Origin of the sequence: Francisella halioticida, assembly GCF_002211785.1 — a bacterium.
Lineage (GTDB): Bacteria > Pseudomonadota > Gammaproteobacteria > Francisellales > Francisellaceae > Francisella > Francisella halioticida.
In genome coordinates this window covers 894,604-919,258 of record NZ_CP022132.1, presented here as the reverse complement: position 1 = coordinate 919,258, position 24,655 = coordinate 894,604, and the positions used below count along the sequence as shown (strand labels likewise).

Below are 24,655 nucleotides of genomic sequence, written 5' to 3'. Positions count from 1 at the left end.
GATAATTCTAACGGGCTAAATTTTGATAATAGCTAGCTACTATCTATAATTTTTTACAGTAAACTAATTCAAAAATACTTTAAACAAACACTTAATTTTAAAGTATTTTATATATGTACAATACCATAACAAAGATTAATTATTTTGACTAAATAAAAGATATCTCGCTAAATCTCTGATATTATTTTGATTATTAAAGTTAGACCTATGTAACCATACCTTTAACTTTTTATTTGAACCTTGCTGAATAGCATATAAATATATCCAACTGTTTATAACCATATGCTTTTTAACCAACCAAAAATCACTTAACTGACCGTTAATAATAAATTTCAAAGAATTATCATTATATTCTGGTAAAACCATAATATCTATAAATGATTTATTATCCTTAAACTCAAAGAATATTGATACAAAAATTAATAAAAATCCTAAATATTTAATATTACTATCATTAAAATATACTATAACAATACAACTGGTTGAAAATATTAAACAACCATAAAATATAGTACGATATTTACGCGATTTATTGATAACAAGTTCTCGCATATTAATTACATAAGATCATAGCCAAGTGATCTTAAAGCCCTATCATCATCAGACCAACCACTTTTAACTTTCACGTGAGTTTTTAGATTTACTTTCATATCTACTAAGCGTTCAATATCTATACGCGAATCCATACCAATTTTTTTAAGTTTAGATCCTTTTGCTCCAATAACAATACCTTTTTGGCTATCACGTTCAACTAGTATACTTGCATATATATCAACTATGCTTTTCTCATGATCAACTTTATAGCTATCTATCTCAACAGCTATTTGATACGGTACTTCATTACCTATTGTACGCATAATTTTTTCACGAATAACTTCTGAAACTAGAAATTTGATACTTCTATCTGTTACTTGATCATCTTCATAAAAGAAATATTCTGACTCAGGCAATAGTTTTTCTATTCTTGATTCTAATTCATTGACATTGTGACCTTGCTTAGCTGACACATAAATAACATCATAAAAACTTAACTTTTCTTTAATAGACTCAATAAACATTGATGCTTCCAAAGACTTTTTCTTATCAACTTTATTAACTACCAAAAATATAGGTATCTCTGAGTATTTTAACTTTTCAACAATATTATCTTCAAGCTCAGTCCACTTCCCCATTTCCACTACAAATAAAATAACATCAACGTCTTTTACCATAGTTGTTGCGGCTTTATTCATAAATTTATTTATAGCTTTTGGCTCTTTAGTATGAATACCTGGAGTATCTACATATATAAATTGAGTATCTCCAATAGTTCTTACACCTGTAATTTTATGTCTTGTGGTTTGAGGCTTACGAGAAGTAATACTAACCTTATACTTAAGGATATTATTTAATAAAGTAGACTTACCTACATTGGGCCTACCAATTATTGAAATATAACCACATTTTTTCATATAAAAATTTTAGAAAACAAATAATATACGATTTTAACAGCAAATATCTAGCGTGTCGAAAATATTTATATAAAAAATGAATATATTTTAGAAGTATAGTTCAAATATAAAATATCAATTTATAAAATAAATAAAGATAATATTCTACTTAGAAACATATCTATTAATAAACTTAGCTAATCTATACATAGCCTTTTCAAGCTCAGACATCTCATTTGCACAACTAATCCTAGCAAAACCTGCTAAACCAAATGCAGTACCTGGCATCATGGCAACATATTCTTCTTTTAACAAGGCATTACAAAGATCAACATCATCTTTAAAATCTGTATGCTTAATTAACTTACGTAAATCCGGAAACAAATAAAAAGTACCGTTAGCACTTTTAACATCTACATGAGGCATATTTTTTAAACATTTTGTGACAAACTGCTCTTTCTTATTATATGACTGAGCAAAGTAAAGTAGGTCTTCTGCTGGCATATTTAAGGCTGTAATTGCTGCATATTGAGAAATAGAACAAGCACAAGTAGCAGATTGTGACTGAAATTTTTTCATAGCATCGTTTAAAAGCTTTGGGGCAATTGTAAAACCAACTCTCCATCCTGTCATAGCAAAGTTTTTTGACACGCCACTAGCAATCACATATCTATTTGCTAAATCTGGAGCTACCTCTGTAATTAATGTAACTCTCTCTTTAAAAAACAATTGATCATATATATCATCTCCAATAATCCAAATGTTTGGATATTTTCTTAGTAAGTTTGCTAAATCTTCAATACATTTTTTTGAATAAATTAAACCAGTTGGATTATTTGGCGAATTAATGATTACAGCTTTAGTTTTATCTGTAATATGCTTTTCTAAATCCTTAACATTTATTTCAAAGTCATTTTTAAATTCAGTTTCAATAACTATAGATTTAGCTCCTGTTAAGGCAATCATATCAGGATAGGAAACCCAATATGGAGCAAAAAAGATAGCTTCATCATCTTTTTCTAGAATACAGTTAAAAATATTATGCAAACTATGCTTAGCACCAGATGTTACACATACTTGATCTGCAGCAAAATTGACACCATACTCTCTTTTGTAGCGTGCAACTATTGCTTCTCTTAACTCTTTTAAACCATCGACATTAGTATATTTTGTAATATTCTTATTTATAGCTTCAATACCTGCTTGTTTAACAATATCAGGAGTGTTAAAGCCAGGTTCCCCAATAGCGAGTGATACCACATCATTACCATCATCCTTAATCTGTTTTGCTAATGCTGCCATTGCATTAGTTGGTGAAGTTGAAACATTCTGAATTTTATTATTTAGCGATGCCATCTTTGTTCCCTATAATTTTTCTACTTTAAATTTATTTTCTTTAATTTCAATACAAGTGTAATTATCTACATAGGTATATAAATCAGAGTTCACTAAAGGCTCTGATAATACCACAAAACCATTCCTTTTCTTAAGCTTTGTCTTCACAGCAAGAGTTTCTATGATATCATTATAATTTATGTAGTATAGCGATGGTTTATCACCAATGGTAGAGATCTTCAGCGAATAAGAAGTTTCACCATTTGAGTATGCAATGCTCGCTTTAACTTTTTCTTTTAAACCATTTTTAGCTTGTATTTTTAGAACCTGATCAATAGATTTAGATATTGCTGTCTTTGGATTATTCTCTAAACCATTTGATAATGCCAATAAAAATAAGGCTTCTGAATCTGTAGATCCAAATCTAGATTTAAAATATGAAGGTTTGATTAACTGTTCGATTTCTTGGCGAATATCATCAAAATCACCTATTGCCCCATTATGTACAAACATATTTCTTTCAAACCTAAATGAGTGGCAATTTAGGCTAGATGTTGGTGCAATAGTACTAGCTCTAACATGAGCCATAAAATTTTTACTTTTTATATGTTTTGCTAGGGATATTAAATTTTGATTATTCCATGCTGGTAATGGATCTCTATATATACCTGGCTCTTTATATAGGCTTGTATACCAACTAATTCCAAAGCCATCACCATTAACAGGAACAGCGCCTTCAGATGAGTGTATACTCTGATGCATTAAGGAATTTTCTGGATCTACTAAAAGATCACTCATTTTTATTTTATCACCATGATACATAATCCATCTACACATAACTACTCCTTAGTTTTCCAATGTGATGTTCCTCTTAGATATACCGGAAATACTTCTTGTGTCAATTTTACTTGAGATCTTTGTTCAACATATAATCTAAACACGTAATCAACAACATTACCAACATCTAATTTAAAATCATAATTTTCTACATTTAATTCATAAATACAGTCTCCAACAAGGCTGTATCCTAAGTAAAGGCTCTTCGAATAATCTTCTAGTTTATAAACATCTTCAGAAACTATTTCATCTTTATTTACATTATATAATCCTAAATAGAAATCTCCCATTCTAGCATCAAGAATGACTGCTATGTTTTCTGAATTAATCTCTGTACTTTTTGCAATAGCAAACATACTTGAAAAACCAATAATAGGAATATCTAAACCAACTGCAAAACCTTGACAAACAGCTGCTGCAAGCCTAACTCCAACAAAGCTGCCCGGCCCAATACCATAAGCAATAAAATCCAAAGCTTTTTTATCAACATCTGCCTTTTCAAAGACACTTCTTACCATTTTTAAAAGATACTTATTATGTTGGCGAGGTATTTCTCTCGTATCATTATAAACTTTGCCTGCTACTGATAATACAACAGAACAATATCTACTTGATGTATCTAGTACTAAAAAATTCATTTTTTAACCAATAACTTGTTTAACTTGATAGTTCTTATCTAAAACAACGAACTCCGCATCAAAACCAGCTTTAATCTGACCTTTCTTTAGCTCTAAAGATTTTGCTTGATTTGTGCTACTCATCTTAACTGCATCATGCAAACTACATCTTGTAAATTTCATAACATTTTCTAATGCCTTATTTATCGTCAAAACACTGCCTGCAAGCACACCATTTTCTAATCTTGCTTGACCATTTTTAACTATCACTTTTTGTCCACCAAGATCAAAGATACCCTCTCCAGCACTTTGAGCTGACATTGCATCTGTGATTAAAGCGATATTATCACTACCTTTGATCTGATAAGTAAATTTAACCATATCAGGGTGTAGATGTATACCATCAACAATCAGCTCTGCTAAAACCTTCTTTGACATTAATAAAGCTGTAGCTGCTCCCGGGTTACGATGCTCAATTGGACTCATTGCATTAAATAAATGTGTTGCATGACTACATCCATGATCTATTGCATCAAGAGCCTGTGCCATTGTACAGCTAGTATGTCCTATAGAGCTTACTATATTCTTATTATTACAAAACTCTATTACTTTATTAGCATTTTTGATCTCTGGAGCTATGGTTATTTTCTTTATCAAATTATCACAAGCCATATGCCAATTAGCTAACTTATCAACATCAGCTTCTTGAAGATAATCTGGGTTTTGAGCACCTATCTTACCAGACGATATAAAAGGCCCCTCCAGATGAACTCCCACAACTTTTGCTCTTTCCTTATAAGGTTTCGTATTATATAGCTTGATTGCATTCATAGATTTTAAAATTTGCTCATTTGAAGCTGTCATTGTTGTTGCAAGATAGCTTGTGACTCCTTGCTTATATATTGATTTTGAAATCACTTCTAACGCATCTATATCGCCATCCATCACATCTGCACCTTTTGATCCATGAATATGAACATCAATAAATCCAGGTATAACAAAATCATCAGAATTTAAGCTAATAACTGGTAACCTTAACTCTGTGGCTTTTGCTTGGTCAACTATATCACTAATAATATTATTTTTTACTACGATATCCTTATTTTCAAAACCTGTTTCAACATAAATTTTAGCATCTTTTAGAATATAGCTTTGCATATAAAAGTTCTAATAGGTAGAATCTTGTTTTATATTAACTAAATTTATTATTTTTATCTACAATGTTACACTGGTTTCCTGGGCACATGCATAATGCTACTAAAGAGTTTCGCAAAAAGATGCCTACTATTGATATTGCTATTGAAATTATTGATGCTCGTATCCCAGATTCTAGTAGCAATCATGTTTTAGAACAAATTGTTGGTAATAAACCTATTATAAAAATACTTTCAAAGAATGATTTAGCAGATCCAAAAACTACCAAAGAATGGCTTAATTACTATCATAGTAGTGCTATTGCAATAAATACCTTACAAGATAAGAATATAGTCAAAAGAATTATAGACCTTGCTCAAAAAAAATGTCCTAATAGAGGTACAGTATTAAAACCAATTAGAACAATTATTTTTGGTTTACCTAATGTTGGTAAATCTACAATGATAAATAAACTAGCTGGTAGAAAAGTAGCAAAAACTGGTAACGAACCTGCTGTAACTAAATTACAGCAACGCATAGATATCAGTAAAAGCTTCATGATATTTGATACTCCTGGCATTATGTTTCCAAGTCCAAAAAGTGAAACTAGTGCTTTTAGAATTGCAAGTATTGGCTCTATTCGCGATACTGCTATGGATTATGAAGCTACAGCGTGCTACTTATTAGATTTTCTTAAAGAAATAAATACGAAAAACTTCTTAGCTCGTTATACCTCTATAAATGAGAAAGACTTCTTCAAAAAATATCCTCAAGAGATAATTGAAGATATTTCTAGGATAAAAACTAACTTTAATGTCAAACAAGCTGCAAAAAATATAGTTCATGACTTTCGAGCTGGGCATTTTGGTAAAATATCCCTAGAAGATCCACAAACTATAAAAAAAGAAAAAGAACAAATAACTGTAAATGAGGAAAATCAAAATACAGCATCCACTTAATAAATAGCTTGTGCTTATCATAAAAAGCTAAATAAATTATTATTTTTTTAAGTATCACCACTAATAACACATTTATACTAAACTTTAATTTAATTATTACCAAAGTTAAACTTTTATTGTACAGAAAAGATCTAATTGTCTTAAATATAATATAAAGCTGTTATATAATCTAAGATAATATTTTATTAGAAATTATGATTAATGTCTGAACAAGATAATACGCCTGAAACACCTAAGGAAGAAGCTAAACCATTAGCATCAAAAAATAAAAAAATTATTAAAATTCTAATTGGAGTAGCTGTAATAGCTGTTTGTACTATAGGAATTAATAGTTATCTGGACTATAGTCATCAAGCATTTTTACAAGAGCACTCTAATGCTATAACTACCATAAAAAATAAAAATATAAAAGGCTATAAGGCTGCTTTTGAAATATTAAAAGACCTGGCTGATGACGATGAAGCTACAGCTTCAGATTATTATTATCTTGGACACTTATACCAGTACGGTTTTGGAATACAAAAAAACTATTCTAATGCTTATAAATATTATAAGAAAGCTAATACTGCACAATCATTTTATCAAATAGCTATCTTATATAAATATGGCCAAGGTGTAAATAAAGATGATAAAAAAGCCATAGAGTATTTCAAAAAATCATATAAGGCGGGTAATAAAAAAGCTATTGTAGGCTTAGCAAAGCTTCTTGAGTCTAACCCTAATCTAATATCAACAACTGATCCGGAGCTTATATATCAAATCTATTTAGCATATCAGTCTAATAAGTTAACTAAAAAAAAATCAAAAGAAAAAAACAAATATCTTTCAATAGCAGCATCTAGAGGTTATGAGCCTGCAATTATTGAACAAGCGATAATTTTTGAAGAAAATAAAAACTATCATAGAGCTTTAATGCTTTGGCAAACTCTATCGTATAGCTCTAACCCTAACGTGGTAGATCTTGCTGAAAAAGAAATTGCTAAATCTGAAGCTTTTAGTCAAGCAACAACGTGAGAAGGCTTTAGAAAAGCAAACTGCTAAAAAAGAGCCTGTGCAAGCAAAAACTCAAGATAAAGAATCAAAGCAAAAACAAATTAACCTCAATAGAAAAATTGGCCTCACTGTCCCTAAACAAAAACTTTAAAATTTAGATGGGATGATATATATAAACTGTCCCTGTTATTCAATACCACTTTATAAAATATTTTTATTCCTTGCTTTTATGCAGCATCTAAAATACCAGAATATACTTCATCAGGAGTCATATATCCAATACTAGAATGTAGTCTTTCATTGTTGTAAATATCAATATATTCTTTGATACCTACTTTAGCCTCTTTCATAGTTATATATGATGCCGGATAAACATTTTCATATTTCAGTGTTCTCCAAAATCTCTCAATTGCAATATTATCTATAGATCTTCCTTTAGCATCCATAGATTTATTTATTTTATTATCAGATAATATTTTAATATGCTCTTTTGCTGTATATTGAGTTCCTTGATCAGAGTTAAAGATATCAGGTTTACCATATTTAAATAACGCTTCTTTTAACACACTAGTTGTTAGATGTGTATCCATAGTATTAGAAATCTTCCAAGCTAGTATTTTCTTGCTATGCCAATCTATTATGGCTGCTAAATATGCATACCCACATTCTAGTCTAATATACGTGATATCAGCACTCCATACCTTATTAGCTTTATCTATAACAACCTGATTCGTCTCATTTTTAAATACATTAAGTAAGTATGGATATTTCTTGTGTTGCTTATTAATGACAGTTGTCTTTTTTTTAGGATACAATGCCTTAATACCCATGAATTCCATAGCACTTTTGATTAGCTTCCTTCCAGCTAGAAATCCTAATCTATTTAGCAACTTTACTAGCCTTCTCGTACCATAATATGGATGTTTAGTATGTATCAAATCTATTGCATTTAATAGTCTAATATCATCATTACTACTAAATTTTGATATTGGTGTATAATAGTACACACTCTTAGATACAGATAATAGTTTAAGCTGATTATTTAAAGATAATTCTAGCTTAGTATCTACAGAGTTTACTCTATCATTTGATGATACCAAGCTTTTTAGCTTTCCCATTTAAAAATCCCTCTCTACTATTACCTCGCCTAGTTCTTTACTTGTTGCATCTTTATCTTTTCTAAGCTCATCTATTTCCTGCTTATACTCCTTAACAACAGAGCTTTTATCAAATGCTAAGCAAGCATTAGATAAAAATTGCTGCTTCCAATTGTGCACGTTTTTAGGAAGTAAATCATACTTACTTGCTATCTCATTAACTGTCATATCGCCTTCTAGCAATTCTATAATTACTTTAGCTTTAAAATCAGCTGTATACGTTACTCTTTTTTTACTCATTTATCTATTTCCTAATTTATCTAGTTAAGTTTAACATCTAGGAATAAAAATCTTTCTAAAATCAGTAGCTTTTTCTGGGGACATTATAGCTAGGTATAGAATTTTGAAGAAGAACTGTAAAGTAACCTATTCGCCAAAAAAAAGCTGCTACAAAAGTAAGAGAAATACCTAACGTTTTTTTTTGAACGTTCCATTATCTAATATAGATTATTTTAGTACAATTATTGTAGTCTATTAAACTTGTAATTAGAAATTAATATTTAATCTAATATTTATTATGAAATACTTATGTTGTATTACAACTCCTGAGTCTATTTTTTAATCTACAAGTGTTGAATATATTTTTTGATTTCTTATTTCTAGACATCTTCTTACCCTTAAATCTTGCTCTTAAAGCTTTTACTTTAACTCATTTAAATAATTATTTGTTTTCCTTAAATCTTCTTCAGCTTCTTGAGATATTTCTGGATGCATATTTTGTTTAAATAATACTTAGTGAAAAAACTATATATTACTTTATCTAAGATTTATTTTTGTGGTACCTTATTGGTCGCACTTTTACTAAAAATAACACCAAAAATTATCCTATATGTTTCGATAAAAAAACTATAATAAATAAATTTTAAATATCTCTATATTATCTTATATGATGTTTATAAAACTATTGATTTTAAAAACTAATGTAATGTATAATAATCACCAGATTACTCGCATAGCTCAGTTGGTTAGAGTACTACCTTGACATGGTAGAGGTCACTGGTTCGAATCCAGTTGCGAGTACCACTATTTCCCATTCACTCTAACAATATTCGCAGAATACTGCAAAAAAAGCTTTTAGAGAAAGAACATTATAACTTCTTCCAGTCCCGTACAGCGCAATTCTGGAGTAAATGGTATCCCAAATTGTAATTAATAAACTATGGGGTCATGCTGACAGAAACTAAAATAAAAAAGAAGAATTGATAGTTTAGAACTGTACTTAAGAATTGATAAATACGGTAATAAAACATGGCAATTAAGATAAACTATCGATGAAAAACAAAAATGGTTTGACTTAGGTTTAATATCCACTTATTAACTTGAATGAAGCTAAACAGTTATTATCTAGATATCCATAGATTAACAAAGCTAGAAATAGTAATTAATACAAACCATTTTGTCAAAAACTAATAAGAATAAGATCTTCTTGCCTCTTTTCTAGCTCTACCAATAGCTGCTTTTTTAGCAATTCTTCTTTTTTCTGTTGGTTTTACAAAAGTCTTTCTTTCTCTAAGTTCTTGTCTAATACCAGCTTTCTCACAAGCCCTTTTAAAGTTTCTTAGACTAATATCAAAAGGTTTTCTAGGGTCAACTATTATTCTTGGCATATTATCCTCTCTTAGTTTTAGAATATTAAGAACTATTAAGTTCTTTTAGGTTAAAAATTATTATTAGTAAAATAATGAATGAAGTATCTAAAGAAGATTTTAGAGGCTCTATTTTATTTATACTTGGTTAATAGTAATACAAAGTAGTCACTAAAGATATATATTATAATATATATATGAATATAACTAAGATTATACTCTTATTTAGGGGTATAATGTCCTTCTGTTAGTTAATAATATTCATTTAGATGATTGACCCAAAGAATAAATTTATTAATTTTGAAAATAATAAAATGTTAGAAATTATTTTTCGTGATATAACCACTTTAGTTAAAGAAATAAAAAAATCAAAAAAAATAAGTATTGCTCAAGCGGCGGAGATGAGCATATTAAATACCGAAATCATGGAACAGTTTATTAATTTAATTAGTCATATGACAGACAATAATTTTAATGATAATAAAGAATCTTCAATGATAGAAAGTTGCCTAGACTTTCAAGATTTATGCTTATACATAAAAGATATAGATAAATATGAAAAAGATTTTGATTTAACTAAAATTCCTAATTTTCACTAAAAAAGCTTCCAAATAGTGTTTTCTTACTATATCATTTAACAATAGTTATTTATATTGTAACTTGTTTAACTACTACGAAACTAAATATATCAGAAGTTTATTTCCAATATTCTATCCTTTATAAGTGATCGTTAAAGTTTAAAACTAAGACCAATGTGATTTAACTTATATAAAACAACAAACAAAAGGAAATAAAACAATGAGACAAGGTACTGTTAAATTTTTTAATACAACTAAAGGATTTGGATTCATAGAACCTCAAGATGGCGGTAAGGACGTATTTGTTCATATTAGTGCAGTAGAAAATTCTGGTTTAAGCTCTCTACGTGAAGGTGAAAAAGTAGGCTTTGAAACTGAAGAAAATAGAGGCAAACTAGCTGCTGTTAATATTAAATCTATCTAATTTATACTTATAAAGATTTATAATTATAAGGATATTTTTTTTCTCTCTTTTGGAATAAAATTATCTTTTTATTTCTTATTAACCCCTCTTTTATATCTGTAGCATCTGATAATGTTTTGTCTTTAGCTTTATTTTTTTTAGTCAAAGTAATATTAGGTAGATAATTATTTATTACCTGAGATATAGACCGAGTAGCACTGTCCCAAAGATAGTTTGATGCGTGATTAACTCCATAATAATCCATAGTTCCTACTTTAAACATAGGATCATTAAACATTGTTGGTTTTGCAAAAAAGAATCCCATTGCCTTATTACAACCAAGATCTATAATTAGACATTTAGGATTCATTTCAATAATATCGTTTTCTTTTATAAACATTGTTGGTTTTGTTAAATCTTGTGAAATTCCATTTACTACAATCTCTGCTTTAGTAAGTAATTCAATAAATTTCTTACTATCAGATATATTTTCTGGCACTGTAACATATTTACATCCTTTAATTACGTTTGATAAGGTTGCAATACTATGACGTGTACATACAGTTATATCGTTATATCCTCTAGCTTGTAAAGCATTTATAGCTCCATGACTTACAGACCCAAAGCCTATTACTAATATTTTCTTTTGATCTCCATATCTACCGTCTATACCTTTTAACTCAAGGGCATGTAAAACAGCACAATACCCTGCTAATTCGTTGGTTTGATGAAATATATTTTGCTTTACTTTCTCTTCTTTATTACTTAAAAACATTGCTTCAAAAGAAATAAGAGTTAATTTTTTATCAATTGCCAGCTGTGTTATTTCTTTATCTTTAACACAATTTGTCCAGCCCAAGATTGTACTATTTTCTTTAATTTCCTTCAAATCTTTTGGTGTCGGAGTTATTAATATTACATTTCCTATAGTTTTTAATATTTCCTCACGTGAAGATATTCCTGCTGTTAAACTAGCAATTTTCTCATCAGAAATTCCAAAAGATTCTCCATAACCAGCTTCAAATATAAGATTATTCCTAATATCTCTAGGTATTTTTAATAAAAGTTCGGGATTAATTGGTAATCTTTTTTCATAATTATTTTTTGAAGTTGATATAACCCCATATAATTGTTTATTCATAACTTGTTCCTTGTATATTCATCAACACTATAAAGACCTAAAGAAATATTTCGAGCTACATATTCGCTTATATCAGTGTTAAAAGTTTGACAGATCAAAAAAAGCTGATAATTAAAGGTCTAGCTAAGAATGAATTCTATAGAATATATATAACCATTAATTCTACATTTATATAAGTATATACTATAAAACAGCTATATAGTTAAAAATAGAATTTCTCAGAGTTTTACAGTAATGTTTTAAAGAGTCATTTTAGTATGTATAATATCCGCTGAAAATAGTCAAAATTGAAGCAACTTGTAAGTGTTATGATTCTAATTATGTTAATAAAGCAACTCGCTAGAAAAGACATTTTGCTTCTGTTAATAGTGAGAATTTAATTTTAAGGTTAAAATTATGCAAGAAAAAATTTTAAGGTTTGAAAACTTTCTAACACAACTTCAAGTAAATATTGCTGCTGTATTAGAAAAATATGAAACTAGCAATACCAAGTTTATAAGTGATAAGTGGGAAAAACCAAACACTCCTGAGCAAAAACTTAAAGGTTATGGTAACTCAATGATAATTGAAAATGGTGAAGTTTTTGAAAAAGGTGTAGTGGCTTTTTCTAGAGTACATGGTGATGCTTTACCACCATCTGCCACTGCTAAAAGACAAGAGCTCACTGGCAAATCTTTTATTGCAACAGGTGTCTCTCTTGTTATACATCCACGTAGCCCTTTTGTACCAACTTCTCATGCTAACTTTAGACTTCTTATTGTAGGTGCTGATACTGATAACCCTATTTGGTGGTTTGGAGGTGGTTTTGATTTGACTCCTTACTATCCATTTGAAGAAGATGCTATACATTGGCACCAAACAGCTAAAGACATTTGTGATAAACATGATAAAAGCTATTACCTTAGATTTAAAGAATGGTGTGATGACTATTTTTATTTAAAGCATAGAAATGAATGCAGAGGTATTGGAGGATTATTTTTTGATGATTTAAATGATAAATCTTTTGAAGAATGTTTTAACTTTGTAACTGATTGTGCAAACTCATATCTAGATGCTTATTTACCAATAATAGAAAAAAGAAGAAATATTAAGTATTCTCAAAAACATAAAGATTTTCAGCTTTATCGCAGAGGTAGATATGTTGAGTTTAATCTAGTATTTGATAGAGGTACTATATTTGGTTTACAAAGTGGAGGTCGTACTGAATCTATACTCTCATCTATGCCGCCAATGGCAACATGGAAGTATAATTGGCAACCAGATGAGGGTTCTGAAGAAGCAAAAGTTTACGAGTATATTAAACCTAAAAATTGGTTAGATTAATTTTTAAATTAAAACTATTTTTTCAAATTAGCTTCTAGCTGAATATTAAGTTTAATAATTTTCCCCAATTCATTAGAATATTTACTAATACCAAATTCTTCTCTGTCTATAATGTCCCCAGAAAAAGCTACTGATTTTAGAAAGATTTTTATTCCTAGATGTTAAACTTAACTAGATAAATTAGGAAATAGATAAATGAGTAAAAAAAGAGTAACGTATACAGCTGATTTTAAAGCTAAAGTAATTATAGAATTGCTAGAAGGCGATATGACAGTTAATGAGATAGCAAGTAAGTATGATTTACTTCCTAAAAACGTGCATAATTGGAAGCAGCAATTTTTATCTAATGCTTGCTTAGCATTTGATAAAAGCTCTGTTGTTAAGGAGTATAAGCAGGAAATAGATGAGCTTAGAAAAGATAAAGATGCAACAAGTAAAGAACTAGGCGAGGTAATAGTAGAGAGGGATTTTTTAATGGGAAAGCTAAAAAGCTTGGTATCATCAAATGATAGAGTAAACTCTGTAGATACTAAGCTAGAATTATCTTTAAATAATCAGCTTAAACTATTATCTGTATCTAAGAGTGTGTACTATTATACACCAATATAAAAATTTAGTAGTAATGATGATATTAGACTATTAAATACAATATATTTGATACATACTAAACATCCATATTATGGTACGAGAAGGCTAGTAAAGTTGCTAAATAGATTAGGATTTCTAGTTGGAAGGAAGCTAATCAAAAGTGCTATGGAATTCATGGGTATTAAGGCATTGTATCCTAAAAAAAAGACAACTGTCATTAATAAGCAACACAAGAAATATCCATACTTACTTAATGTATTTAAAAATGAGACGAATCAGGTTGTTATAGATAAAGCTAATAAGGTATGGAGTGCTGATATCACGTATATTAGACTAGAATGTGGGTATGCATATTTAGCAGCCATAATAGATTGGCATAGCAAGAAAATACTAGCTTGGAAGATTTCTAATACTATGGATACACATCTAACAACTAGTGTGTTAAAAGAAGCGTTATTTAAATATGGTAAACCTGATATCTTTAACTCTGATCAAGGAACTCAATATACAGCAAAAGAGCATATTAAAATATTATCTGATAATAAAATAAATAAATCTATGGATGCTAAAGGAAGATCTATAGATAATATTGCAATTGAGAGATTTTGGAGAACACTGAAATATGAAAATGTTTATCCGGCATCATATATAACTATGAAAGAGGCTAAAGTAGGTATCAAAGAATATATTGATATTTACAACAATGAAAGACTACATTCTAGTATTGGATATATGACTCCTGATGAAGTATATTCTGGTATTTTAGATGCTGCATAAAAGCAAGGAATAAAAATATTTTATAAAGTGGTATTGAATAACATGGACAGTTTAGTCCAACACAGCAGTAGCACTAAAACCAATTGTTTGTTTTTTCTCATAATTTAATCCTGAACCATTAAATTTAACATGCAAAACAACTGGTTTTTTAATTCCATGTAAGGTTAGATTACCTTTTAAATCAAAAACTTTTTTATTTTTATTAATATTTATAATATCAGTACTAACAAATGTTGCCATAGGATATTTTTTAACATCAAAAAAATTCTTAGATAATAAATTCTGATCTAATTCTGATATTTCTGTACTTAGATGCTTAATAGGTATAGTTAATTTAACTGAATTATTTTTAATATCGTTAGGATCAAATTCAACCTGTCCTGTTATATACGAAAATTTTCCAGATACTGTTGAAAATACAAAGTGTACAATTTGCCATTGAGCTTATGTATGTAGTGGATCGATATTATATATTTTTAACTGAGCATATGCTGGAATTGATATTACTATTATAAGTAAGGTTAGTAATAGTCTCATAAACCCTCCCTCTATAATGTGAACGTTCCCTACTTGATTATAACAATAAAATGAATAATATATTACATTGAAAACAATTATTTTATTTCTAAATAGCTAATAAATAGCTAATTATGTTAAAATTGCAGAAAATAAAAGAAAATACTGTATATGAAAGTAAACTTTTGTGCTGGTCCTGCTGTAGTACCTAGCTCTATTATACAAACTCTTCAGCAAATGATGACTAACTATAAAGATACCGGAGTTTCTTTATTATCAATATCTCATAGAGATAAGGTTTTTGATGAAGTTCATGAAACTATACAAAAAGATTTAAGAACTCTATTAAATATTCCTGATAATTATTCAATTTTATTAATGCAAGCCGGAGCTACTGCTCAATTTGCTGCTATCCCTATGAATTTATCAAATAATTATAATAAAGCTCTATACATATGCAGTGGCCAATGGTCTGAAAAAGCTGCAAAGGAAGCAGAAAAATTTATAAATGTAACTACTGTTACATATGACAATAATATAGCTCAAAATTTTATTTCTAACAAATATGACTATATATATTATACTGATAATGAAACAGTAGATGGTTTCCAAATCAAAAAGCTAGCTAAATCATGCAATACCAAATTAGTATGTGATATGTCATCAAGCTTTTTATCAAAACCTATAAATGTTTCAGATTATGGATTAATTTATGCCGGAGCTCAAAAAAATGCAGGTATACCAGGACTAACTGTAGTCATAGTTAAGGATTCCTTAATTAAACAAAAAACAACAACTCCTATAGTTTTTGACTATTTTATTACTAAAAAATCAAACTCAGTTTATAATACGCCTTCAGTTATCTCATGGGTGGCATTTGAGCTTACACTTAAGTATTTAATTAAAAACTATGGTAATTTAAATAAAGTTGAAGAGTTTAATAATGAAAAAGCTAACCTTCTTTATTCAACTATAGACAACTCAAAAATATATAAAAATGATATCAAGATAGAGTACCGCTCAAATATGAACGTTATCTTTCATCTGCCAACTACAGAATTAACTGAGAAGTTTTTAACCACCGCTGATAAAAAAGAATTTTATGGTCTCAAAGGTCATCGTAATGTTGGTGGCTGTAGAGCAAGTCTTTATAATGCAGTATCTCTTGAAGATGTTAGAAAACTAGTTAAATTCATGCAGGATTTTGAAAATGAACAACTCTAAAATTATAACAATTGATGGACCAAGTGGTGTTGGGAAAGGAACTCTAGCAAAAGCTTTAGCAAAACATTTAAACTATAAATTACTTGATAGTGGAGCTATTTATAGATTAGCAGCTCTTCACTGTTACAATAATAATACTAACCTTGAAAATGAATCAGAAGTATATCAAACTCTAAAAAACTTAGATATCAGCTTTAAGATTGAAGGAAACATGGTCAAAGCATTTCTTAATAATGATGATGTAACTAAAGAAATACGTACAGAGCAAACAGGCATGTTTGCTTCAAAAATAGCTGCTTACCCTTCTGTTAGAGAAATATTATTAGATAAGCAAAGAGATTTTGCTACTGATCAAGGATTAATCGCAGATGGTCGAGACATGGGTACAGTGGTGTTTATTGATGCTAAACACAAATTTTTCCTTGATGCTGATACAAAAGTGACTGCTAAAAGAAGATATGATGAATTAGAATCTAAAGGATTAAATCCAGATTTTAATAGAATCTTAGCAGATATTGAAAAAAGAGATTTTCAAGACCGTAATCGCAAGACTGCTCCATTAAAACCAGCTGATGATGCAACGATAATAAATACTTCAAACTTATCAATAAAAGAAGTATTTGAAATAGTAATATCAAAGATATAACTTATAAATATAAGCAAGCAACTAGAACCCTACTTTTATAACTTGACCATTTGCTATACCAGCAACTGATTTTAAATATGCTTGAGCAACTTCTTCGGCTTTCACAGGCTTATAACCAACAAAGAATGGTCCATATTTATCTAATGCTTCTTCAAGAACTGTAGGACTTACAGTATTAATACGGAAGTTTCTATATTCTAAGATAGCAGCTTTGATAAAACCTTCTAAACCAGCATTAACTGTTGCTGCTATACTTCCCATATCTATTGGTTCAATATTTAAAATTCCAGTAGTTAATGTAAATGAACCACCTTTATTAATATAGTTTGCACCAATTTGAACAAGATTTATCTGACCTAAGAGTTTATTACTCAAGCTTAAGTCCTAGTCTTGTTGCTCAATATCATCAATGTTCTTGAAGGCAACTTTTCCAGTAGTAGCAACTAAAGCATCAAAGTTACCTATTTTCTCAAATAACTTTTTAATAGATTTAGGATCTTGAATATCTACAGAAAACTCAGTTTTCTTACCTTAAAAACTAACTGTAATAACATCATACCCAGCTGATTTAAGACTCTCATGTGTTGCAGAGCCAATAATCCCCGTAGCTCCAATTAAAATATTTTTTTTCACAACTACTTAGACTCTAAATATTTTAGTAAGTTTTCTGGAGAAGATTCACCATAAGGATCATCGTCAGCATTATCACGTTTACCTGGTTCTACAAACATTTTTTCTATTTCACCATTACTTACGATCATAGCATATCTCCATGATCTTTTACCAAAACCAAGGTTAGACTTATCCACAAGCATATCTAATCCTCTAGTAAATTCACCATTTCCGTCTGGAATTGGCTTGATATTTTTAACATCTTGAGCTTGAATCCATTTATTCATAACGAAACTATCATTTACAGATAAAACATAAATCTCTTGGATACCAAGCTCTCTAAATCTAGCAGCATTATTCTCAAATCCTGGTAATTGGTATGTTGAGCAAGTCGGAGTAAATGCTCCTGGTAATGAAAATACTATCACCTTTTTATTAGCAAAAATATCTGCTGAAGTTACATCTTGCCATCTAAATGGATTAGAACCACCAATACTTTCATCTCTTACTCTAGTTTTAAAAGTTATGTTAGGTACTCTTTTAGTCATGTTTAACTCCTTAATTTGTTAAAATTCACTATATATTAATTCACTATATATTGTATAAGTATAAAACATAATTTAAAATATATAATACTTATTATTACCATAAGATTTATTTATATGAACACTCGCACATTAGAATATATTATCTCTGTGTATGAAACTAAAAGCTTTATTACTGCATCTGAAAGATGTTTTGTAAGCCAACCGGCACTAAGTATGCAAATAAAAAAATTTGAGGAATATATTGGTATACAAATATTCGAGCGAAGATCAAAACAAATCTTAATAACCAACGCTGGTATAAGAATAATTAATCAAGCATATAAAATCCTTGATGAAGTAAATAACTTAGAGAGGATTTCAAACCTATTGCTAGATAATGATAAAATAAGAATTTGTGTAGGTGCATTTCCTACATTATGCCCATATTTAATGCCAAAAATATTACCTCTGATAAAGCAAGAAATACCAAACATAAGTATTTCTATAATTGAAGAAAAAACCAGTATACTTGTAGATATGCTTGATCAAGGAAAAATTGACTTTGCTCTTTTAGCAACGCCAACGGATAACTATCAGTTTAAAAGAAAAACTGTCTTAAAAGATAAATTTTATGCTGCAATAGCTAAAAATAATCCAATATCAAAAAACAAAAGTATCTGTGTAAAAGATCTTATCAAAGAGAACTTAATGATACTTGATGAAGGACACTGCCTTCGAGACCAAACATTAAAACTTTGTGAACTAGATGATTTTAATAATAGAGATTTTAAAGGTAGTAGCCTAGAAACTTTAAGACAAATGGTTTCAATTGATGAAGGAGTAACTTTAATACCTAAAATAGCTTGTACTAAAGCAGAAAACATTAAGTATATAACTATTGATAATGCAGATTTTTATAGAGAAATTGATTTAGTAATGAGAAAAAGTTCTATTTATGATGATATTTTTGATAAATTAGTAAAAATAATTTCAAGGAGCTAAAATTATAATTTGGCTCCATTAACAAAAATTTAGCTTATGAACAGCTCTGTTATTACCATAGTTTTGTGAAAATCCTTCTACTGAATACCTCTCTTTAAAAGATAAATACTATTTCTATAAATTTTTAAGCTTAGCTTTTGTATAAGCTTTTTTGCTTGTAAGAAAAATTAGAATAATTGATCAATTTGATTCTAATATATAACCATCCCATATAACTTTATTCAATTTTCTTGTTCATGGAACTTAAATAGCTTGTTTTATTTATAGTTCTAGCATAATTATTAATCTATAACTTACTTTGACTAGTAAGAAAAATACAGTACTAAAATTGATGTTATATTTACTTCTGATTTAATTAACGTTGTATCTTATCTTTGTATATTCTTTCATAATAAAGTTATTTCAGCAATCATTCTTTCAGTTGATTCCCAAAGAAATGTGCATGCTACATCATTTTCTTGTATAAACTTAGAAGGGTTTGGGAATCTTAATATTCCTTTAACCATAGAAGCATATATTTGACCCTCTGGCAGAGTGATACTCCCCAATATAAGTCAGCTAATGTTCGCCCTGCTACTCTAAGATGAGTAGGACAAAAAGCAGGGTTAAATAAACCAACACTCTTAAGAATAATAAAGCCAAAAATTTCCATTAAAAATCTTTGAAACCTAGGCCTATTACGACCTAATTGTGTACCTAAAGTTGCACCCGGGTTATAAGCAATTACTTGGATATGATTTGATCGACAAAGATCATATTTTACAAGATAACGTGCCATAAGCAAATTACAAGCTTTAGTAGTAGCATATACTCTCATTGCATTTTCAGAAGGACCTCCATTAGCTAAAGTATTTAACTCTGTTGAGCTAAGAGATGTTGGACCTTTTGCCATTGGTATAACTTCTGGATCATGAGTGTCACTGGTTGTAATAATAATTCCACCTCCCTCAGACATATATGGTAGAAGCAGTTGAACTATACTACCCCAATAAATTAAACAATATTTTCAATTATTTAGTTCCCATCTAAGCCGCCCGTTTTTCCAATAAGTTATCGTAATAAAATTCCATAGGTTTTTTATAATTGATAGACTCATGAAATCTTCTATTATTATAAAAATCTATATAATCATCCACATCGTTTCTTAGTTCAACAATGCCAGGATATTGATTTAAATAAAATCTCTCACATTTAGCACTTCTCCAAAATCTTTCGATGCAAATGTTATCAGTTGCTCTACCTTTACCATCCATAGATATAGTAATTTTTTTATCCAATAATGTTTGGATATGAATGTTAGATGTGTACTGGCTACCTTGATCAGTGTTAAATATTTCTGGTACTCCATATTTATACAGAGCTTCATTTAAAACTTTCATAACTAAACTACTATCCATAGTGTTGGATATCTCCCAACTTAGTACAGCCTTAGAGTACCAATCAATAATAGCTGCCATATAAACTGTGCCAGCATCAGTCTTAATATATGTAATATCTGTAGACCAAACTTGATTAGGTCTCAATATGCTTAAACCTTTTAGTTTGTAACTATAAATAGCATGCTCTTTGTTAGGTTCAGATAAGTTTAAGTTTGGTTTTTTCACCGCCAATATAGCTTTGATGCCTAACTCTTTACGATACTTTTGTACTGTGTTCTCACAGATGCTAAACTCATCTTCTATTAATTGCTTATGAGCTTTTATATAGCCGTAGCAGGGAATCTCCTCATGTATCTGTATAAGCTTTGCTTTTACTTCTTCTTTATGTTCGTTAACCACAGGCTTGTAATATAAACCAGCTCTAGAAACTTCTAATAAGCAACTTTGTTTTACAACAGATAATTTATGCTTAGGATCAATCATCGCTTTTCTATCAGATAATCCCAAGCTTACGAGCTTTCCCTCAAGAAATTCCTTCTCAATTGTTAGTTGTCCAACCTTCTTAGAATACTGATCTATCTTGGTTTGAAGCTTTGCATTGTCTTTTTTATATTGTGATACTGATTTGGATGGATCCATTGCCAACTCAGCATTTTCTAAAAAGGCTGTTTTTCAATTATTTATGTTTTTGGGCGTAATATTATATTTTACTGATAACTGTGTGATTGTTTGATCTTTCCCCAATACTTCCAAGACAACTTTAGTCTTAAATTTAACGGTATATATTTTTCTCTTATTACTCATTTACATTTATCCTAAATTGCTCATTTATAGTTTAGCTACTTTAGGAACTAAATTCTCAAAATTGTTGTTAAAATTTCATGGGGTATTATATATTTATATGGATCAAATAAGCCTTAAATATAGAAAATTTATTGCTATACTTGTATTATGTAAAATGTAATTAAATAGTAATAAACAATAAACTACAGCTTAAACTTCCACCACAAAAAAAGTTACCCAAAATCAAACTTTCCCATTTATTACTACTACAAGCAACTAAAATTCGTAGAAAATTAAACTTATCTTTAACAGAAAAATGTAATTTAACTCTTTCTGAAAAAGAAGTATTAGCTCAAGTATATAAGCATGAAGGCAAAATACGTATGAGCGATATTTCAAATAAATTATTGTTTACTGATGGTGGTACTACAAAAATAATAAAACGGTTAGCTTCACGTGGACTTATTAAACAAGAACGTTCTAATAAAGACAAACGTGTAATATTTATTGATATAACAAGTATTGGAGTGAATAAATTATCAGATGCTTTAGATACAATGGTTTCTGTTGCTTGTCCTTTAATAGAAGAAACATTCACGTTATATGAGTGTAAAACATTAACCAAACTACTTGAAAAATTTGAAAATACTATACAGTATCTACAAACAAATTAATAGTATGTTAAGCTATTTTAAAGGTGTTAATAATTCTTTTAACATAGAAAATTTAAGTCTAAATATGTAAAACTTTATTATAATTTCTAATTTAGTAAAATAGTGAATCCGCTAGTGTGACAATCGAATAAAGTTATTTTATGTTAGTACTTTCAAATATTTTATCAGCAGATTTAGCAACAAAGCCTTGGTATAGTTTTCCATCACTATCTTTATAACGCTTTGCAAACTCATAATAACAAGATGGAATATCTTTCTTGCCATCATAAAAATCAACTTTTGCTAGTCCTGACATTGTACTTGATTGCTCTAACAAGTTGGCTTGTGAGCCTTTAATTTCGCCACCTGAAGAATTCAGTTTAAAACCATTTTTCTTGAGAAAATAGTTAACTTCAGAAACTTCATTAAAGTTTTTAAGCTGATTGATAAAAACTGTAAAATGATTTGCCCTAAAACCAAAAGCATAAAACCAAGCCGCATATTCAGATTCATCAAGTAGCTTCTTATATACTTCATAGCTAGTTTGCCAACTTACACCTGATAACAAAAGTTTCTCTGGATTGTTAATTAAATCTTCTGGAATTGAATTAATACATTTGTTATGCGTCTGTTGCAATTCATCAGAAAATTCTTTTATAAGAAGCTGACTAATAAAAACTTTAGGCTGATTTTCATCACTATGTTCAAGGTGTATAGCTTTTAACTTTTTCACCTCAAAGTCATAGTCATTACAGACCTTATATCCTTTAGAAATAAATGCTTGCGCTAATTTATAGATATTTATTCTATCATCCGATAAAGTTCTTAAAGCAATATGATCATTTTCAGGATTTTCACCATTATTTACAAAAAGATCATAGATATCTTTTGCATGAGGATTATCTGTCATATATTGACTCCACAATTTTTCTAAAATATCAATGCTCATAAGCAACTACTCCTCTAAGTTAAACTTGATACCTTGGGCTAATGGTAAATCTTTACCATAATTAATAGTATTAGTTTGCCTACGCATATATGCTTTCCAAGCATCAGATCCGGCTTCACGTCCTCCTCCAGTATGCTTCTCACCACCAAAAGCGCCGCCAATTTCAGCCCCAGAAGTACCAATATTTACGTTTGCAATACCACAGTCACTACCTAAACTAGATAAGAATTTTTCTGCATTTTGTAAATTATCTGTAAAAATTGAACTTGATAATCCATAATCTACAGAGTTATTTAACTTTATAGCCTCTTCAAGAGTATCAAATGGCATAATATATAAAATAGGGCAAAAATTTTCTTCTGCTACTACTTGCATATTTTTGTTTGCTTCAATAATAGTTGGCTCAACAAAAAATCCAGCCTTATCGATTTTTTTACCACCCGACAAAAGCTTACCGCCTTGCTCCTGTGCTTTAGATACTGTATTTAAAAAATTATCTACAGAAGCTTGATCAATAACAGGTCCCATAAGATTTGCTTGATCTAAAGGATCACCAACTTTAATTTGTTTATATGCATTGACCATTTTATCTTTAACTAGATCATAAATAGAACTATGTATCATCAAACGACGTAAAGTTGTACACCTTTGTCCAGCAGTTCCTACTGCGCCAAAAACTGCTCCTGGTATTGCAACTTTAAGGTTAGCTGATTCATCAATGATTGTAGCATTATTACCACCAAGCTCTAAAATACACTTCCCAAAACGCTTTGCTACTTGCTGTCCTACTTCTCTACCAACTCTAGTAGATCCTGTAAATGATACTAAATTTACTCTTTCATCATCAACCATAGCTTTTGAGACATCAATATCTCTGGATATTACAGTTTGAAATATTTCAGGATAATTATTTTCTTTAATTACTTTTTGACAAATATTATGTACGGCAATAGCACACAGTGGAGTTTTCTCCGAGGGCTTCCAGATTACAGTATTACCACATATGACAGCAATAAAAGCATTCCATGACCATACAGCTACAGGAAAATTAAATGCTGAAACAACACCAACTACACCTAAAGGATGCCATTGTTCATACATTCTGTGTTCAGGTCGTTCAGAATGCATAGTCAAGCCATATAACATACGTGCTTGACCAATAGCAAAATCTGCCATATCTATCATTTCCTGAACTTCCCCATCACCTTCTTGTTTAGATTTACCCATTTCCAAAGAAACTAAACTACCTAGAGAATCTTTATTTTTACGCAACTCTTCTGCTATTAGCCTAACCAGTTCGCCACGAGCTGGGGCTGTAAATTTACGCCAATCTAATGATACTGCTTTAGCCCTTTTAATAGCATCTTGCATATCGTTAACACCTTGGTTTTTAATTCTAGCTAGAAGCTCTCCATTTGCTGGGCTGAATGTTTCTATAGTATTATTTGTATCATTAGTAATATATTTTTCTAAATTTAAATCTTTTAAAATACTCATCTATTTTTC

At 29.5% G+C, this 24,655-nt stretch carries 28 protein-coding genes, 1 tRNA gene and 1 pseudogene; 12 read left to right on the top strand and 18 right to left on the bottom strand.

Features of this window, described 5'->3' with window-relative positions:
• Positions 1-135: 135 nt before the first annotated feature.
• From CDV26_RS04995 to nagA, 6 genes are all read right to left on the bottom strand, one after another.
• Positions 136-552 (bottom strand): hypothetical protein, encoded by a 417-nt coding sequence (locus CDV26_RS04995; RefSeq protein ID WP_088772350.1) that lies wholly within the window; start codon positions 550-552, stop codon positions 136-138.
• 5 nt (positions 553-557) lie between these two features.
• Positions 558-1,451 (bottom strand): GTPase Era, encoded by an 894-nt coding sequence (era, locus tag CDV26_RS04990; RefSeq protein ID WP_088772349.1) that lies wholly within the window; start codon positions 1,449-1,451, stop codon positions 558-560.
• Positions 1,452-1,595: 144 nt separating this feature from the next.
• Positions 1,596-2,786 (bottom strand): pyridoxal phosphate-dependent aminotransferase, encoded by a 1,191-nt coding sequence (locus CDV26_RS04985; protein ID WP_088772348.1) that lies wholly within the window; start codon positions 2,784-2,786, stop codon positions 1,596-1,598.
• 9 nt (positions 2,787-2,795) lie between these two features.
• Positions 2,796-3,602: a class II glutamine amidotransferase gene (locus CDV26_RS04980; protein ID WP_088772347.1), complete on the bottom strand. Its 807-nt coding sequence runs from the start codon at positions 3,600-3,602 to the stop codon at positions 2,796-2,798.
• A gap of 2 nt (positions 3,603-3,604) precedes the next feature.
• Positions 3,605-4,240, bottom strand: a complete 636-nt coding sequence (gene tsaB, locus CDV26_RS04975; RefSeq protein ID WP_088772346.1) for a tRNA (adenosine(37)-N6)-threonylcarbamoyltransferase complex dimerization subunit type 1 TsaB — start codon at positions 4,238-4,240, stop codon at positions 3,605-3,607.
• Positions 4,241-4,243: 3 nt separating this feature from the next.
• Entirely contained in the window at positions 4,244-5,377 is a 1,134-nt protein-coding gene (nagA, locus tag CDV26_RS04970; RefSeq protein WP_088772345.1) for an N-acetylglucosamine-6-phosphate deacetylase, read from the bottom strand.
• Between the two features lie 62 nt (positions 5,378-5,439).
• Here nagA and ylqF point away from each other — a divergent pair, with 62 nt between their 5' ends.
• Complete coding sequence (gene ylqF, locus CDV26_RS04965; protein WP_088772344.1) at positions 5,440-6,312, top strand: ribosome biogenesis GTPase YlqF; 873 nt, start codon at positions 5,440-5,442, stop codon at positions 6,310-6,312.
• Positions 6,313-6,513: 201 nt separating this feature from the next.
• Positions 6,514-7,326 (top strand): tetratricopeptide repeat protein, encoded by an 813-nt coding sequence (locus CDV26_RS04960; RefSeq protein ID WP_088772343.1) that lies wholly within the window; start codon positions 6,514-6,516, stop codon positions 7,324-7,326.
• Positions 7,327-7,532: 206 nt separating this feature from the next.
• Here the strand turns inward: CDV26_RS04960 and CDV26_RS04955 are convergent, their stop codons facing one another.
• Entirely contained in the window at positions 7,533-8,423 is an 891-nt protein-coding gene (locus CDV26_RS04955; RefSeq protein ID WP_088771565.1) for an IS3 family transposase, read from the bottom strand.
• Positions 8,424-8,702 (bottom strand): transposase, encoded by a 279-nt coding sequence (locus CDV26_RS12990; protein ID WP_245806465.1) that lies wholly within the window; start codon positions 8,700-8,702, stop codon positions 8,424-8,426. It abuts the gene before it with no gap.
• A 706-nt stretch (positions 8,703-9,408) separates the two neighbouring features.
• Between CDV26_RS12990 and CDV26_RS04945 the strand changes: the two genes are divergently transcribed.
• A tRNA-Val gene (locus CDV26_RS04945) sits at positions 9,409-9,485 on the top strand.
• Positions 9,486-9,868: 383 nt separating this feature from the next.
• Here CDV26_RS04945 and rpsU read toward each other — a convergent pair.
• On the bottom strand, positions 9,869-10,069 hold the full coding sequence (gene rpsU / locus CDV26_RS04940) for a 30S ribosomal protein S21 (protein WP_088772342.1): 201 nt from the start codon (positions 10,067-10,069) through the stop codon (positions 9,869-9,871).
• 248 nt (positions 10,070-10,317) lie between these two features.
• Between rpsU and CDV26_RS04935 the strand changes: the two genes are divergently transcribed.
• Together CDV26_RS04935 and CDV26_RS04930 are read left to right on the top strand one after the other, a co-directional pair.
• Positions 10,318-10,647, top strand: a complete 330-nt coding sequence (locus CDV26_RS04935; RefSeq protein ID WP_088772341.1) for a hypothetical protein — start codon at positions 10,318-10,320, stop codon at positions 10,645-10,647.
• Between the two features lie 199 nt (positions 10,648-10,846).
• Entirely contained in the window at positions 10,847-11,050 is a 204-nt protein-coding gene (locus tag CDV26_RS04930) for a cold-shock protein (protein WP_088772340.1), read from the top strand.
• Between the two features lie 7 nt (positions 11,051-11,057).
• Here CDV26_RS04930 and CDV26_RS04925 read toward each other — a convergent pair whose 3' ends face one another.
• Positions 11,058-12,170: a Rossmann-fold NAD(P)-binding domain-containing protein gene (locus CDV26_RS04925; protein WP_088772339.1), complete on the bottom strand. Its 1,113-nt coding sequence runs from the start codon at positions 12,168-12,170 to the stop codon at positions 11,058-11,060.
• Positions 12,171-12,566: 396 nt separating this feature from the next.
• Here CDV26_RS04925 and hemF point away from each other — a divergent pair, with 396 nt between their 5' ends.
• The 3 genes from hemF (at position 12,567) to CDV26_RS12050 (ending at position 14,858) form a co-directional block, all read left to right on the top strand.
• A complete protein-coding gene (gene hemF / locus CDV26_RS04920) occupies positions 12,567-13,493 on the top strand; it encodes an oxygen-dependent coproporphyrinogen oxidase (protein ID WP_088772338.1) in 927 nt (308 codons plus the stop codon).
• A 195-nt stretch (positions 13,494-13,688) separates the two neighbouring features.
• Positions 13,689-14,102 (top strand): transposase, encoded by a 414-nt coding sequence (locus CDV26_RS12055; RefSeq protein WP_157671472.1) that lies wholly within the window; start codon positions 13,689-13,691, stop codon positions 14,100-14,102.
• Positions 14,103-14,147: 45 nt separating this feature from the next.
• Positions 14,148-14,858: an IS3 family transposase gene (locus CDV26_RS12050; RefSeq protein WP_157671470.1), complete on the top strand. Its 711-nt coding sequence runs from the start codon at positions 14,148-14,150 to the stop codon at positions 14,856-14,858.
• 51 nt (positions 14,859-14,909) lie between these two features.
• Here CDV26_RS12050 and CDV26_RS04910 read toward each other — a convergent pair whose 3' ends face one another.
• Positions 14,910-15,245: a YceI family protein gene (locus CDV26_RS04910; protein ID WP_245806553.1), complete on the bottom strand. Its 336-nt coding sequence runs from the start codon at positions 15,243-15,245 to the stop codon at positions 14,910-14,912.
• 300 nt (positions 15,246-15,545) lie between these two features.
• On the opposite strand from CDV26_RS04910, the gene serC reads away from it, so the two are divergent.
• Both serC and cmk read left to right on the top strand, forming a co-directional pair.
• A complete protein-coding gene (serC, locus tag CDV26_RS04905) occupies positions 15,546-16,598 on the top strand; it encodes a 3-phosphoserine/phosphohydroxythreonine transaminase (RefSeq protein ID WP_088772336.1) in 1,053 nt (350 codons plus the stop codon).
• Complete coding sequence (cmk, locus tag CDV26_RS04900) at positions 16,585-17,244, top strand: (d)CMP kinase (protein ID WP_088772335.1); 660 nt, start codon at positions 16,585-16,587, stop codon at positions 17,242-17,244. The genes serC and cmk overlap by 14 nt, the downstream gene beginning before the upstream one ends.
• 21 nt (positions 17,245-17,265) lie before the next feature.
• Here cmk and CDV26_RS04895 read toward each other — a convergent pair.
• Positions 17,266-17,877: pseudogene (locus CDV26_RS04895) on the bottom strand (short chain dehydrogenase).
• A gap of 2 nt (positions 17,878-17,879) precedes the next feature.
• A complete protein-coding gene (locus CDV26_RS04890; RefSeq protein WP_088772334.1) occupies positions 17,880-18,404 on the bottom strand; it encodes a peroxiredoxin in 525 nt (174 codons plus the stop codon).
• A 114-nt stretch (positions 18,405-18,518) separates the two neighbouring features.
• Here CDV26_RS04890 and oxyR point away from each other — a divergent pair, with 114 nt between their 5' ends.
• A complete protein-coding gene (oxyR, locus tag CDV26_RS04885; protein ID WP_088772333.1) occupies positions 18,519-19,385 on the top strand; it encodes an oxidative stress transcriptional regulator OxyR in 867 nt (288 codons plus the stop codon).
• Positions 19,386-19,872: 487 nt separating this feature from the next.
• On the opposite strand, the gene CDV26_RS04880 is transcribed toward oxyR, so the two are convergent.
• The 3 genes from CDV26_RS04880 to CDV26_RS13540 form a co-directional block, all read right to left on the bottom strand.
• Positions 19,873-20,340: a Rossmann-fold NAD(P)-binding domain-containing protein gene (locus CDV26_RS04880; RefSeq protein ID WP_088772332.1), complete on the bottom strand. Its 468-nt coding sequence runs from the start codon at positions 20,338-20,340 to the stop codon at positions 19,873-19,875.
• 70 nt (positions 20,341-20,410) lie between these two features.
• On the bottom strand, positions 20,411-21,403 hold the full coding sequence (locus CDV26_RS04875) for an IS3 family transposase (RefSeq protein ID WP_088771983.1): 993 nt from the start codon (positions 21,401-21,403) through the stop codon (positions 20,411-20,413).
• A gap of 33 nt (positions 21,404-21,436) precedes the next feature.
• Positions 21,437-21,568: a transposase gene (locus tag CDV26_RS13540; RefSeq protein WP_169709716.1), complete on the bottom strand. Its 132-nt coding sequence runs from the start codon at positions 21,566-21,568 to the stop codon at positions 21,437-21,439.
• Positions 21,569-21,732: 164 nt separating this feature from the next.
• Here CDV26_RS13540 and CDV26_RS13960 point away from each other — a divergent pair, with 164 nt between their 5' ends.
• Entirely contained in the window at positions 21,733-22,221 is a 489-nt protein-coding gene (locus tag CDV26_RS13960; protein ID WP_088772331.1) for a MarR family winged helix-turn-helix transcriptional regulator, read from the top strand.
• Between the two features lie 133 nt (positions 22,222-22,354).
• Here CDV26_RS13960 and CDV26_RS04865 read toward each other — a convergent pair whose 3' ends face one another.
• Together CDV26_RS04865 and amaB are read right to left on the bottom strand one after the other, a co-directional pair.
• On the bottom strand, positions 22,355-23,149 hold the full coding sequence (locus CDV26_RS04865; protein WP_088772330.1) for a DUF1338 domain-containing protein: 795 nt from the start codon (positions 23,147-23,149) through the stop codon (positions 22,355-22,357).
• A 6-nt stretch (positions 23,150-23,155) separates the two neighbouring features.
• The gene (gene amaB / locus CDV26_RS04860) at positions 23,156-24,646 is read right to left on the bottom strand and encodes an L-piperidine-6-carboxylate dehydrogenase (protein WP_088772329.1); all 1,491 of its coding nucleotides are present in this window, start codon (positions 24,644-24,646) and stop codon (positions 23,156-23,158) included.
• Between the last annotated feature and the right edge of the window lie 9 nt (positions 24,647-24,655).

Excerpts from the sequence above, each read along its gene's own strand:
- era (WP_088772349.1), bottom strand. The coding sequence starts at position 1,451 with ATGAAAAAATGTGGTTATATTTCAATAATTGGTAGGCCCAATGTAGGT.
- tsaB (WP_088772346.1), bottom strand. The coding sequence starts at position 4,240 with ATGAATTTTTTAGTACTAGATACATCAAGTAGATATTGTTCTGTTGTA.
- CDV26_RS13540 (WP_169709716.1), bottom strand. The coding sequence starts at position 21,568 with ATGAGTAATAAGAGAAAAATATATACCGTTAAATTTAAGACTAAAGTT.
- CDV26_RS04995 (WP_088772350.1), bottom strand. The coding sequence starts at position 552 with ATGCGAGAACTTGTTATCAATAAATCGCGTAAATATCGTACTATATTT.
- amaB (WP_088772329.1), bottom strand. The coding sequence starts at position 24,646 with ATGAGTATTTTAAAAGATTTAAATTTAGAAAAATATATTACTAATGAT.
- CDV26_RS04890 (WP_088772334.1), bottom strand. The coding sequence starts at position 18,404 with ATGACTAAAAGAGTACCTAACATAACTTTTAAAACTAGAGTAAGAGAT.
- ylqF (WP_088772344.1), top strand. The coding sequence starts at position 5,440 with ATGTTACACTGGTTTCCTGGGCACATGCATAATGCTACTAAAGAGTTT.
- CDV26_RS04980 (WP_088772347.1), bottom strand. The coding sequence starts at position 3,602 with ATGTGTAGATGGATTATGTATCATGGTGATAAAATAAAAATGAGTGAT.
- CDV26_RS12055 (WP_157671472.1), top strand. The coding sequence starts at position 13,689 with ATGAGTAAAAAAAGAGTAACGTATACAGCTGATTTTAAAGCTAAAGTA.
- nagA (WP_088772345.1), bottom strand. The coding sequence starts at position 5,377 with ATGCAAAGCTATATTCTAAAAGATGCTAAAATTTATGTTGAAACAGGT.
- CDV26_RS04985 (WP_088772348.1), bottom strand. The coding sequence starts at position 2,786 with ATGGCATCGCTAAATAATAAAATTCAGAATGTTTCAACTTCACCAACT.
- CDV26_RS04880 (WP_088772332.1), bottom strand. The coding sequence starts at position 20,340 with ATGTCTGAGGGAGGTGGAATTATTATTACAACCAGTGACACTCATGAT.
- serC (WP_088772336.1), top strand. The coding sequence starts at position 15,546 with ATGAAAGTAAACTTTTGTGCTGGTCCTGCTGTAGTACCTAGCTCTATT.
- CDV26_RS04875 (WP_088771983.1), bottom strand. The coding sequence starts at position 21,403 with ATGGATCCATCCAAATCAGTATCACAATATAAAAAAGACAATGCAAAG.
- CDV26_RS04960 (WP_088772343.1), top strand. The coding sequence starts at position 6,514 with ATGTCTGAACAAGATAATACGCCTGAAACACCTAAGGAAGAAGCTAAA.
- CDV26_RS04925 (WP_088772339.1), bottom strand. The coding sequence starts at position 12,170 with ATGAATAAACAATTATATGGGGTTATATCAACTTCAAAAAATAATTAT.
- CDV26_RS04930 (WP_088772340.1), top strand. The coding sequence starts at position 10,847 with ATGAGACAAGGTACTGTTAAATTTTTTAATACAACTAAAGGATTTGGA.
- CDV26_RS04955 (WP_088771565.1), bottom strand. The coding sequence starts at position 8,423 with ATGGGAAAGCTAAAAAGCTTGGTATCATCAAATGATAGAGTAAACTCT.
- CDV26_RS04865 (WP_088772330.1), bottom strand. The coding sequence starts at position 23,149 with ATGAGCATTGATATTTTAGAAAAATTGTGGAGTCAATATATGACAGAT.
- oxyR (WP_088772333.1), top strand. The coding sequence starts at position 18,519 with ATGAACACTCGCACATTAGAATATATTATCTCTGTGTATGAAACTAAA.
- rpsU (WP_088772342.1), bottom strand. The coding sequence starts at position 10,069 with ATGCCAAGAATAATAGTTGACCCTAGAAAACCTTTTGATATTAGTCTA.
- CDV26_RS12990 (WP_245806465.1), bottom strand. The coding sequence starts at position 8,702 with ATGAGTAAAAAAAGAGTAACGTATACAGCTGATTTTAAAGCTAAAGTA.
- cmk (WP_088772335.1), top strand. The coding sequence starts at position 16,585 with ATGAACAACTCTAAAATTATAACAATTGATGGACCAAGTGGTGTTGGG.
- CDV26_RS04935 (WP_088772341.1), top strand. The coding sequence starts at position 10,318 with ATGATTGACCCAAAGAATAAATTTATTAATTTTGAAAATAATAAAATG.
- hemF (WP_088772338.1), top strand. The coding sequence starts at position 12,567 with ATGCAAGAAAAAATTTTAAGGTTTGAAAACTTTCTAACACAACTTCAA.